The sequence below is a fragment of the Reyranella soli genome (genome assembly GCF_007992495.1).
GTDB lineage: Bacteria > Pseudomonadota > Alphaproteobacteria > Reyranellales > Reyranellaceae > Reyranella > Reyranella soli.
This window is the reverse complement of the sequence record NZ_BKAJ01000132.1, coordinates 1-11278: the sequence shown is the minus strand read 5'-3', so window position 1 is coordinate 11278 and position 11278 is coordinate 1. Positions and strand designations below refer to the sequence as shown.

The window sequence follows — 11278 nt, the reverse complement described above, 5'->3', positions numbered from 1 at the left end:
CAAACCCGACGATCGCGACCGATCCCGGAAGGGGACCAGCCATGACAATCGATCCGAACCGCCTGCGCCCGCCTGACATCGGTGCAGCCGCGGCCTCCGCACCGAGGCGCCTCCAGGTGAGGGGGCGCGCCGGCGTCTGGGAGGTCATCCGGGATGACCGCTTCTACGGTCATTACATGGGACACACGGCGGCCTTTGCCGCCGCTGAAGCCGCGGCATTGGCCATCGTCGCGAAGGGCGGCTCGGCCGACATCCACTTCAGGGAACAACTGCAATCGGGCGCTCCGCAGCCGGCGGCAAGGTCAGGCATGCGGACGATGGAGTTCAGGCCAGGAGCGACGCCTGTCGTGCGATAGGGCGACCGGATAGGCCCAAGTGGCTGTCACAGCGTTCGCGACCGGTTGCGGTCAGCGACCAGCGGAAGCCGTCCCGGTCGACAAGCTCGAGTTGATGCACGCGCCGAAGATGACGAGGCGCAAGCGTGCCATCCATGCCCAAGCCGAAGCTGATGCGCAGCAAACAGCCTTCCTCGCAGGGGCTGAGAGGGGCACGCATGCCCCGCAGGGTCGGTCTCACTGCGGAGCTCTCAGAAACGCATAGGCTACGATCAGAAGAACGAGAAAGATCGGAAAGAGGATCGGCGGATTGTGCCAATGCCAGTTCCTGATGGGCGGCGCGATCAAAGATTGCTCGGGCCCGTCTGCAACAAACGGGGACGACGCTCTGGCATTGTAAGACGATCGACGGCTCAGCAGCGATTGTGCTGGACATGGCCGCGGTCCGGACGGCGCTCGCATGCCATCAAGTCATTCAGGATAGCTTTTTCATACGTCTGGCCGACCGACTGATCGCCGCTCCTGCGGCGGCCAGGAGGGGAATGCAAAACATCGACAGCGTCGATGATGCGAGAACCGTCTGCACCAGTTGATGGTCCAGCAGCTTCTCCTTGGCTGCAGAATGCAGGATGACGAACGCGAACTCACCGCTCCCTGACAGAAGCAGGGCCGTCTCTACTGCCGCTGTCGATCCGAGCCCGAAGAGGCGACCCAGGCCGAAGATGATGGAGCCGTTGAGCAATATCAGGCCCAGAAGCAAGGCAGCGACCAGCGCCGGCCTCTCGCTCACGAGCGACAGGTCGAGGCCAAGGCCTATCGACACGAAGAACAACCCGAGGAGCAACCCCTGGAAAGGCTTTACCGTCTTCTCGATCTGTTTGCGATACTCGGTCTCGGCCAGAAGCAAGCCCGCGACGAAGGCGCCCAAAGCCATCGACAGCCCGCTCATTGCCGCCATCAAGCCAGCTCCCACGACGACCAGCAGCGAGGCCGCAACGAACAGCTCCTCGCTGTCCGCCTTAGCGACCGAGCGCATCATCGGACGCAGGACGACGCGCCCCAGTACGACGAGGCCCAGCAGCCCCAGCATCGCCGGAGCGAAGGCCAACAGAAGCTGCGGCGAGAATGCCTCGCCCCGATAGTCGCCAAGGAAGGCGATCGTTATCAGGATCGGAGCCACTGCGAGATCCTGCATCAGCAACACCGAGAAAGTCGCGCGTCCCGGGCGCGAGAGCTGGCGCTTTTGCTCGGCCAGCAGCGGCAGCACGATGGCCGTCGATGACAATGCAAGCGCCGATCCCAGGACAACGGCGCCGACCGGATCCTGCCCCAGCATCATCGCCACGCTGCCGATTGCAGCCGCGCAAATGAAGACCTGCAAGGCGCCCAGGCCGAAGACGAAGCGCCGCATCGTCCACAACCGCTCCCAGGACAGTTCAAGACCGATGGCAAACAGGAGGAAGACGACGCCGAACTCCGCGAGCTGATCCATCGAGGCGGAGCTCTTCATCGTGACGTAGCGCAGCCACGGCAGCTCGCCCTGCAAGGCTCCCAGCCCGAATGGCCCGAGCACGACACCCGCGCCGAGGAATGCCAGGACTGGGCTCAGCCTGAAGCGGCGGAAGATCGGCACCACGACGCCGGCGGTGGCGAGAAAGAGGATGACGTCGGTGTAGTCGCCCACGGCGCTCTCGGTCGCCATTACCGAGCCTCGGCGCTTCGTGTCATGGTGTGCCTCCAATCCTCGTGCAATGGCATCGCGATGCTTGCCCGGGATTCCAGCTCGCATAGAGAGCGCGCGTTATCGCCGGTGATGTCCAGCCCATTCATGGCGTGGGTCGAAGATAAAGAGTCCGCCGCCGCCCTTATCATCCGCGGCATCGTCCCCACCTGTTGATGGCGCCGCTCGACCGATCCTCGCTCGTGAGTGCGCCAATCGAACAACAGGAGACCACAATGTCCAACGCCCCAGCGACGAACCATGCCGCACGCTCGCAAGACAGCGACCGCAATGACGTCCTGAACTCCATTGGCGCCAAGTGGAGCAAGTTCTCGAAGCAGGAACTGTCCGATCTCAAGACCAACGACGAGCTGATCACCCAGGTCGTCGCCAAGTACGGCGTCGAGAAGGTCGCCGCTCAGCGCGACGTCGATGCGCTGATGAATGGTCGCAACCTCACGGCGTGACCTCGACATCGACCGACATGCCCAGATAGGCATCTGTCATGCCCAGGAAGGTGCCGGTCATCGGCATCACCTGGGCGATGACGCGGCCGACGGCGAGTGGCACGAGATTGTAGCCGCCGACCGCGCGGCTGGTCGGATCGAAGGTGATCCAGCCCGCGCCCGGCAGGAAGATCTCGGCCCAGGCGTGGGTCGAGCCCGCCGCTATCGCCGATCCTTCCGGTATCGGCGCGCGATCCGGATTGTAGAGATAGCCCGATATGATCCGCGCGCCGAAGCCCAGGCAGCGCGCTGCCTCGGCGAACAGCACGGCGAAGTCGCGGCACGAGCCCCAGCCGCGATCGATGGTCTGCAATGGCGTCTGCGTGCCCTCCGCCTCGCGGCTCTGGTAGCCGATCCCCGCCGCCACACCCGCCACCATGTCCTTGAGCAGCGCCAGCGTATCGGTGCGGGTGCCGCGCACGAAACCCCGGGCCCAGTCGGCGAGCCGGCCCGACGCGTCGAAGGTCTGCGGCACCGCCAGCAGCCCGAGATCAGCGCGCTCCTCGCTCGAATAGAAGAACGGGTAGTTGGTGGCCGAGGCGGCGATATCGAACACCGGCCAGGGCGAGGCGCCGAGCTCGACCGCGACCCGGCTGTCGATTACGAGACCGTCGGCCAGGCCGGTGAAGCCTAAGGTAGCGACGGCATTGCCGAAGACGTCGTTGGTCCATGAGACCGACGCAGCCGGCGTCATTTCGAGTGTGCTCGACAGCAGGCGCACGTCGCGGCTCTCGCGCGGCCGCAGCATCAGCCGGTGGGGCCCCAGCCGCACGGGTTCGCGGTAGCGATAAGTTGTGCGATGGCGGATGTTGAGTATGGTCATCTGAACTCCCGGGTCACCCCTGGGTTGGAGGCAGTCATGTCGACACGGACCACGGAGACCACTGTCACGTTCCGCCACTCCTTCACGCTCTCGGCTCTCGAGGGCGCGCAGCCCGCCGGCACTTATCGGCTGGTCACGGAGGAGGAAGAAATCCCCGGCCTGTCCTTCACCGCCTTCCGTCGCACGGCGACCTTGCTGTACTTGCCGGCGAATCCTGTGCCCGGCGGCACGCGCCAGGTCGTGAGCGTGTCATCTGACGAACTGGCCGAGGCCCTGGCGTCCGACGCTGCGTAAGCGGGCTCCTGCGCAGCGTCTACTCCTGGCTTGGGTGAAGTCGCCTCCTCGAGGTCGAGCATCCGCCTCAACTGGGTGCGAGCGCGCGACACCCTGCTCTTCACCGTGCCGATCGCGACGCCGGAAGCGCTTGCGATCGTCTCGTGGGAATGGCCTTCCAGCGCCGTCAGCAGCAGCGCGCAGCGCTGGTCGCCCGCCAGGGTCCGGAAGGCCTTCTTGAATTCGCGCATGATGATGCCGCTCTCCTGCCGCGGCGAATATGACAGCGTGGCGGCGATGGCGTCATTGAGCTCGACCGTCGGCCGCTCCCGGCGCAGGCCCGAGATGAACTCGTTGCGCTGGATGCGGAATATCCAGCCCGGGAAGTTGGTGCCCGGGCGAAAAGAAGCGCGACCGAGCAGCGACCGCAGGACGGTCTGCTGCACCAGGTCGTCGGCGTGGACGGAATCGCGGGTGAGCGACAGCGCGTAGACGCGCAGCCGTGGCAGCAGCTGCGTGAGATCGGTGTTGAAGTCGCTGGTCGGCATCTGGGGGCTAGACATGCCTGTCACCCGTCCTTCCTAGTGGTAGTGCTGGGTTGACGAAACATGGGTGCCCGCGAGCCGGCGGGGTCGGTCCGTACCGGATCGCCCAATACCTCACATGGGGTGGGACGCGGCCGATTGCTTGCTCTTTCTGCGCGGGAACGGCCGGGCTACCGCCAGCTTTGAGGCTGCTGCGCGCTATGCTGGCGCGCAGTGACCGGCGGTTATTGACGCCGCTTCAGGCTGCGCGTGTCCAGAATCCCGGCCGCCGAGCGCGGGTCGGTGCCCTTTGGATAGATGGTGTGCTTCTGGATCTTCTGCGTGCCCGTCGTCGGGATGTCGGGCACGAAATGGATCCAGCCCGGCGCCTTGTAGTAGGCGATGCGGTCCAGGCAGTACTGGACCAGCGCGTCGGCCATGGCCTTGTCCGGCCTGGCCTGCTTCAGGACGATGCAGGCCAGCACCTCCTCCTCGCGCAACTCGTCCTTGACCGGCATCACCGCGACCTGATGGACCTCGGGATGCGTCAGCAGCAGGGCCTCGACCTCGGCAGCCGCGATGTTCTCGCCCGAGCGGCGGATGATGTTCTTCTTGCGGTCGACGAAATGCAGCATGCCGTCCGGTCCGCGCCAGACCACGTCGCCGGTGTGGAACCAACCGTCGCGCCAGGCGAGCTCGGTCGCCGCCTCGTCCTTGAGATAGCCCGAGAAGAAACCGCGCCTCGGCGTCGCCGCCGAGTGACGGATGATCAGCTCGCCAGGGTGCGGATCGGCGACATCGCGCCCGTCGTCGTCGACTACGCGGGCCTCGACGCCGTCGATCGCGCGGCCGAAAGCGCGCGTGCCGACATGGCGCGGTTCGATGTCATCGGCCAGCACGCGTACCATCTCCGTCATTCCCCAGAGCTCGATGAGAGGAAAGCCGAAACGCTGCTCGGCGGCGGCGTGCAGTTCGGGCTCGACGCCGGCGCCGACGGCGAAGCGCACCTGGTGCGCGCGCTCGTCAGCGCTCGGCGCCTGTCCCATCAGAAGCGGCACGACGATGCCGAGATAGTGGACGACGGTGGCCCGCGTCTCGGCGATCTCGTTCCACCAGCGCTGCGGGCGGAAGCGGTCGGGCTGGATCTGGCAATTGCCGGTGACGATGGCGGCCATCAGCGAGAAGACGCCGGCATTGGCATGGTAGAGCGGCAGCGGGTTGTAGATGCGGTCCTGGCCCGCGCGCAGCGCGGCCTGGCCGCCCAGCGCTGCATAGCGGCCGCCAGTCGCCACTTCGTAGCCTTGCGAGAGGACGCAGCCCTTGGGCCGTCCGGTCGTGCCCGATGTGTAGAGAATGCTGGATGGCGTCTCAGGTGTCGCTCGTCCGGACGCCGGCCGCAGGGGTTTGGCGAGCGCCGACGCGAACTCTTCCAGATTGACAATCGCCGGCCGATGCGCGCTTTCCGACAGACCGCCGAGCAGCTGCTGGCGGCGCGCCGCCAGCCCGATCACGATCTCGGGCTCGCTGTGCTCCAGGAGATAGGCGATCTCGCCGGCCCGATATTCCGGGTTGATCGGCACACAGCAGACGCCGAGGCTGCTCAGCGCCAGCTTGTGCAGGACGTACTCGGGGCGGTTCTCCAGCAGGGTCGCGACGCGATGGCCGAGGCCGTAGCCCGCCGAGCGATAGATCGCGGCGAGTGCTTCGACCTCCTTGGCTGCGTCGGCATAGGAGATCTCGAAGCCCGCTTCCAGATAGCCGCGCCCAACGCCGGCCGGCACGGCGAAGAACGGTCTGTCGCCCCAGGTCGAGACGGCAGTCGCGAACGCTTCGCCGATTGTCGTTTCGTCCCTCATGTGCGCGCGGCGTCCTTGTCCGGATGGTGGAACACTAGCACGACGACCACCGACGACAGCGCCAGTACCGCCATCAGCAGGAAGCCGTCGGTGAACGAGCCGCGGATGTTCAGCACCCAGCCGGTGATGGCCGGAGCGAGGAAACCTGCGACGGCAAAGGCGAAGTCCATGATGCCGAGCGCCGTCGCCGCGCGGTCGGGCACGATGTCGACGTTCATCGCATAGTAGGCGGCGTTGGCACCCATCGAGGCGGCAACCGCCACGGTGATGCCGGCGATGGCGACCGTGAGATCGTCGGTCATGGCCACGGGAATGACGGCGATGGCCGCCACGAACTGCGTGCCGGCGATCAGGTAGGAGCGGGCGATGCGCAGGCGGCCGGTGGCGGCGAGCAGATGGTCCGACAAGCGGCCGAACAACCAAAGCAGGACGGCCGCCGCCAGCCAAGGCGCGACGGTGAACAGGCCGACGGCGCCGAGGTTCAGCCCGTACTTGCGCTCGAGGTAGCTCGGCAGCCAGGTCATGAAGAAGAACAGGAAATAGCCAAAGACGAAGAACGCCCAGTAGTTGGCGAGCAGCGTGCGGTTGGAGAGCAGGGCGGCGATCACGTCCATGCCGGGCCACGACTTCAGGACGGCATGCGGCGCCTCGGTGCCGACGCCGGGGCTGGCGCGGATGTGGTCGAGCTCGGCCTTGTTGACGAAGCGGGAATCGGCCGGTCTGTCGCGGAACAGGAACCACCACAGCGGCACCCAGGCGGCCGACAGGACGAACAGCACGCCGAACGTCAGCCGCCAGTCGAGCCAGCCGAGAAGCTGGGTGACGATCGGCCCGCCGATCGCCAGCGCCAACGGCACGGCGAGCAGCGCGTTGCCGAGCGCCGTCGCCCGTTCATGCGGCGACAGCCAGTGGGTGACCGCTCCGGTCAGGGCCGGGAAGTTGGGCCCTTCCGACACGCCCAGAAGCACGCGCGCCGCATAGAGCGTCGCGACGCCGGTCGCCAGCGCCGTCATGCCGATCGACAGGCTCCACAGTACCGCCGCGACGGTGAGTACGATGCGCGCGCCCCAGCGGTCGACGGCGAAGCCGCCCAGCAGGGTGGTGATGGCGTAGCCCACGCCGAAGGCGCCCAGGATGGCGCCGCTCTCGGTCGGTGAGAAGCCGAGGTCGCGCTGGATCAGCGGGATGGCATAGGAGATCGCGGCGCGGTCGATGTAGTTGACGATGGTGATCGCAAACAGAAGGAAGACGACGAACCAGCGGAAGCGGGTGGGCGTCATCGATCCGCCAGCGCCAGCTTCGCCCCCAACGCCGCAAACGCCCCGGTGAAGGCGCGGCGCATCCAGGTCAGCACGGCCGGACGCGAGATCACATGTCGGCGCACCGCGGCGGCGAACAGGCCGTAGCCCACGAACACCACGAAGGTCATCAGCATGAACACGGCTGAAAGCTCCGACATGCGCAGCACGGGCGCGGCCTCCTCGGCGGTGACGAACTGCGGCAGGAAGGCGAAGAAGAAGATCGAGAGCTTGGGGTTCAGGATATTGATCAGGATGGCGTGCACGATCACCTGCATCGCCGACTTCTGGTCGACCGTGTCCTCGACCTTGAGCGCGCCGTGCTCCTTCAGGGTCATCCACGCCATGTAGAGCAGGTAGGCGACGCCGAGATACTTCATCGTCTGGAAGGCAATGGCGCTGGTATGCAGCAGCGCCGCCAGGCCCATGATGGCCGCCGCCATGTGCGGCACGATGCCGAGCGTGCAGCCGAAGGCCGCGACCACGCTGGCCCGCGCGCCGCGCGACAGACCGGTGGCGATCGTATAGAGCACGCCGATCCCGGGTGAGACGACGATGATCAGGGTGGTGATCAGGAAATCGATGCTCATCATGCCGCCTCCAATAACAATACACTGCCCTGGCCGCCGTCGGCGCAGATGCTGACGATGGCGCGGCTACCCTTGGCCATGGCTGCGAGCTCCTTCACCGCCTGGCTGATGATGCGCGCACCCGTGGCGCCGAACGGATGGCCGAGCGCCGTGCTGCCGCCGTTGGGGTTCATGCGCTCCTTGGGGAACGCGCCGAAGTTTCTAGGCACCTTGGCCTTGTCGCGCAGGAACACCGGGTCCTGCAGTGCCTTCAGGTGGAAGGCCACCTGGGCCGCGAAGGCCTCGTGGATCTCCCAGAGATGGATGTCGCCATAGGTGAGATCGTGCCGCGCCAGCAGGCGCGGGATAGCGAAGGCCGGTGCCATTAGAAGGCCTTCGACGCGGAAATCGACCGAGCCGATCTCCCAGTCGACCAGCTTTACCCGCGGGGTGCTCGAGGGAAGCCGCTCCAGCCCCTTCGACGAGGCCACCCAGATCGCCGCCGCGCCGTCGGTGAGCGGCGAGGAGTTGCCCGCCGTCAGCGTGCCCTTGCCGCTGGTGCGGTCGAACGATGGCGGCAGGCGCGCGAGCTTTTCCAGCGAGGTGTCCTTGCGCGGGATGGTGTCGCGTTTGACGCCACCCATCTCGATCACGAGGTCGTCGAAGAAGCCCTTGTCCCAGCCCGCCACCGCGTGCTGATGGCTCGCGAGCGCAATCTCATCCTGCTCCTGGCGGCCGATCCGCCATTCCTTGGCGGTGATCTCGGTGTGCTCGCCCATGCTCAAGCCCGTCGTGCGGTTGGCGATCGCCGGGATGTAGAGCCGGATGTCCTTCAGGTGGACGTGAGTGATGTGGTCGAGCTTCTGCCCGAGCGAGCGCGCCTGCTGGAACTTGCGCAGCCAGTCGCTGAGCTTCTGCCCCAGCCCGACCTGCACGCGGCTCAGACTGTCGACGCCACCCACCAGCGCGAGGTTGTAGGCATCGCCGTCGATCATGCCAGCCGCCTCGATGGCGCCCATCATGCTGGTCGAGCAGGCCATGACGGTGGAGAAGGCGGGGATGGTGGCGTCGATGCCGGCATCCATCAGCACTTCGCGGCCGATGTTGCTGAAGGTGAGCGAGGGCACCACCACGCCCCAGACGGCGAAGTCGGGCTTGCCGCCCTTCAGCAGGTCGACCATGTGCCGCGCCACAGGCACCGAGAGCTCGATGGCGTCGTAGCCCGCCAGCGGGCCGTCGACCTTGGCAAAGGGCGTGCGCACGCCCGCGGCCAGCCAGACATCAACGGGCCGCGGCATGGTCTTCTCCTAGGCGGCCTGCTCGAGGGTCGAGGCGACGTCGCGCGTGGTGACGCGGCGCAGGTCGCGCACCTTGGTGGTGTCAAACGGCCGCGCACGATGCATGGTGCAGCGATTGTCCCAGATCACCAGGTCGCCCTGCTTCCACGTGTGGCTGTGCACGAACGGCCGCTGCGTGGCGTGCTCGATCAGGTCCATCAGCAGCAGCCGGCCGTCGGCGACCGGCATTCCGATGATGTGCGAGGCATGGGCGGCGAGGTAGAGCGTCTTGCGATGCGAGCCGGGATGGCGGCGCACGACGCGCTGCGGCACCGGCGGCAGGCTTTTAAGCTCCTCTTCCGTGTACATGGTGACGGCGAGCTGACCGCGCGAATGCCAGATCGAATGCTCGGCGATCAGCGGCTCGATCCGGTCCCTGGTCTTCTGTGGCAGGGCGTCGTAGGCCGCCCGCAGGTCGGCGAATTCGGTCTCGCCGCCCGCGTCGGGCACGACATGGGCATAGAGCATCGATAGCGCACCGGGCACGGCGCGGAACGAGGCGTCGGTGTGCCACAGGCGATTGGCCAGCCAGTCGAGCCGTCGCTTGCTGTTGGCCTCCAGGACATTGCCGTCGCCGTCGAGATTGGAGATGTCGGCGATATCGTTCGAGGCAATGCGGTGCTTGATGCCGGTGTGCCGGGCCTTCTGCGCCGGCGAAGCGAGCGGCCCGAAAGAGCGGGCGAAATCGATCTGCTGCTCGTCGGTCAATTTCTGGTCGTGAAAGATCACGATCGCATACTGGTTGATCGCCGCCTCGATCGCGTCGCGGTCGGCGGGTGCCAGCGGCTGGGCCAGGTCGAGACCGGAAATCTCGGCCACGAAGTCGGGCGTCACCGGCTTCACGGTGATGCTCATGACCGTCTCCTGCGGCTATAGTGTTCTGACCAACCCATCTTCTCCCAGGAAACGCCATGCCGCAAACCTACAAACTCGCCCTGCTCGACGACTATCAGAAGGTCGCGCTCAAGATGGCCGACTGGGATCGCCTCAGGAAACGCGGCGTGGAGATCACGGTGTTTCACGAGCCGTTCTCCTCGGTCGAGGACGCTGCCAAGAAGCTGGCGCCCTTCGACATGCTGGGTTTGCTGCGCGAGCGAACGGCCTTCCCGCGGGCGCTGATCGAGAAGCTGCTCAACCTGAAGTTCATGGTCCTGACCGGTGCGCGGGCTTCCAGCCTGGACGACAAGGCCGCGACCGACCGCGGCATCCCCATCAGCAATACGCCGGGCGGCGGCTCCAACGCCTCGACTGCCGAGCTCACCTGGGCGCTGCTGATGATGTGCGCCCGCGACCTCGCCAAGGCCGAGCGCCTGATGCGCAGCGGTGGCTGGCACGACGGCATCGAGCAGATGGTCGTCCTCGAAGGCAAGCGGCTGGGCGTCATTGGGCTGGGCCGCCTGGGCAGTCGAGTGGCAGGCTATGCAAAAGCCTTCGGCATGGATGTCGTGGCGTGGAGCCAGAACCTCACGGAGGAAGCAGCGGCCAAGGGCGGCGCGAAGCTCGTCAGCAAGGACGAGCTGCTCAAGACCTCCGACTTCGTCAGCATCCATCTCGTGCTGTCCGACCGCAGCCGCGGTCTCTTGGGCGCGGCGGACCTCGCGAAGATGAAGAAGTCGGCCATCCTGGTGAACACTTCGCGCGGGCCGATCGTCGACGAGGCGGCGTTGCTCGCTGCCCTCAAGAACCGCACCATCGCCCATGCCGGCCTCGACGTTTACGACAAGGAGCCGGTGGCGCCCGGCCATCCCTTCACCAAGCTCGAGAACGTCACCCTGATCCCGCACCTGGGCTACGTCGTCGAGGACAGCTACCGGCACTTCTATGCCGGCACGATCGAGGACATCGAGGCCTGGCTGGACGGCAAGCCGATCAATGTCATCAACCCGGAGGCGCTGAAGAAGGCGGCGTGATTGCCGATCGTCATTCCTTCGTTCCTCTCTCATATTCCTCTCCCCCTTGGGGGAGAGGCTAGGTGAGGGGGTTCAACACGAATGCTGTCTCCTGCATCACCCCCTCACCCAACCTCTCCCCAAGGGG

Annotated in this window: 11 protein-coding genes; 3 read left to right on the top strand and 8 right to left on the bottom strand. The window is 66.2% G+C overall.

The annotated features are described in order from the left end of the window. Positions 1 to 41: 41 nt before the first annotated feature. Positions 42 to 356: a hypothetical protein gene (locus RSO01_RS33065; protein ID WP_147154857.1), complete on the top strand. Its 315-nt coding sequence runs from the start codon at positions 42 to 44 to the stop codon at positions 354 to 356. A 454-nt stretch (positions 357 to 810) separates the two neighbouring features. Here RSO01_RS33065 and RSO01_RS33060 read toward each other — a convergent pair whose 3' ends face one another. Further along, positions 811 to 2019 carry a cation:proton antiporter domain-containing protein gene (locus tag RSO01_RS33060; RefSeq protein WP_218037531.1) on the bottom strand — a complete coding sequence of 403 codons (1209 nt, stop codon included), beginning with the start codon at positions 2017 to 2019 and terminating at the stop codon, positions 811 to 813. 272 nt (positions 2020 to 2291) lie between these two features. Here RSO01_RS33060 and RSO01_RS33055 point away from each other — a divergent pair, with 272 nt between their 5' ends. Beyond that, positions 2292 to 2522, top strand: a complete 231-nt coding sequence (locus RSO01_RS33055; RefSeq protein WP_147154855.1) for a PqqD family protein — start codon at positions 2292 to 2294, stop codon at positions 2520 to 2522. Here RSO01_RS33055 and RSO01_RS33050 read toward each other — a convergent pair. The 7 genes from RSO01_RS33050 to RSO01_RS33015 all read right to left on the bottom strand — a co-directional run bounded on the left by RSO01_RS33050 (position 2512) and on the right by RSO01_RS33015 (position 10096). After that, positions 2512 to 3384, bottom strand: a complete 873-nt coding sequence (locus tag RSO01_RS33050) for a transglutaminase family protein (RefSeq protein ID WP_147154854.1) — start codon at positions 3382 to 3384, stop codon at positions 2512 to 2514. The genes RSO01_RS33055 and RSO01_RS33050 overlap by 11 nt on opposite strands. Before the next feature lie 122 nt (positions 3385 to 3506). After that, on the bottom strand, positions 3507 to 4220 hold the full coding sequence (locus RSO01_RS49775; RefSeq protein WP_147154852.1) for a sigma-70 family RNA polymerase sigma factor: 714 nt from the start codon (positions 4218 to 4220) through the stop codon (positions 3507 to 3509). Between the two features lie 206 nt (positions 4221 to 4426). Further along, a complete protein-coding gene (locus tag RSO01_RS33035; protein ID WP_147154851.1) occupies positions 4427 to 6037 on the bottom strand; it encodes an AMP-binding protein in 1611 nt (536 codons plus the stop codon). Continuing rightward, positions 6034 to 7317 (bottom strand): MFS transporter, encoded by a 1284-nt coding sequence (locus RSO01_RS33030; RefSeq protein WP_147154850.1) that lies wholly within the window; start codon positions 7315 to 7317, stop codon positions 6034 to 6036. Before RSO01_RS33030 ends, RSO01_RS33035 begins: the two co-directional genes overlap by 4 nt. After that, positions 7314 to 7925 (bottom strand): LysE family translocator, encoded by a 612-nt coding sequence (locus RSO01_RS33025; RefSeq protein ID WP_147154882.1) that lies wholly within the window; start codon positions 7923 to 7925, stop codon positions 7314 to 7316. Before RSO01_RS33025 ends, RSO01_RS33030 begins: the two co-directional genes overlap by 4 nt. After that, positions 7925 to 9202 carry an acetyl-CoA C-acyltransferase gene (locus RSO01_RS33020; RefSeq protein WP_147154849.1) on the bottom strand — a complete coding sequence of 426 codons (1278 nt, stop codon included), beginning with the start codon at positions 9200 to 9202 and terminating at the stop codon, positions 7925 to 7927. The genes RSO01_RS33025 and RSO01_RS33020 overlap by 1 nt, the downstream gene beginning before the upstream one ends. 9 nt (positions 9203 to 9211) lie before the next feature. Next, complete coding sequence (locus RSO01_RS33015) at positions 9212 to 10096, bottom strand: TauD/TfdA dioxygenase family protein (protein ID WP_147154848.1); 885 nt, start codon at positions 10094 to 10096, stop codon at positions 9212 to 9214. Positions 10097 to 10152: 56 nt separating this feature from the next. On the opposite strand from RSO01_RS33015, the gene RSO01_RS33010 reads away from it, so the two are divergent. Next, the gene (locus tag RSO01_RS33010; RefSeq protein ID WP_147154847.1) at positions 10153 to 11151 is read left to right on the top strand and encodes a D-2-hydroxyacid dehydrogenase family protein; all 999 of its coding nucleotides are present in this window, start codon (positions 10153 to 10155) and stop codon (positions 11149 to 11151) included. Positions 11152 to 11278 lie beyond the last annotated feature (127 nt).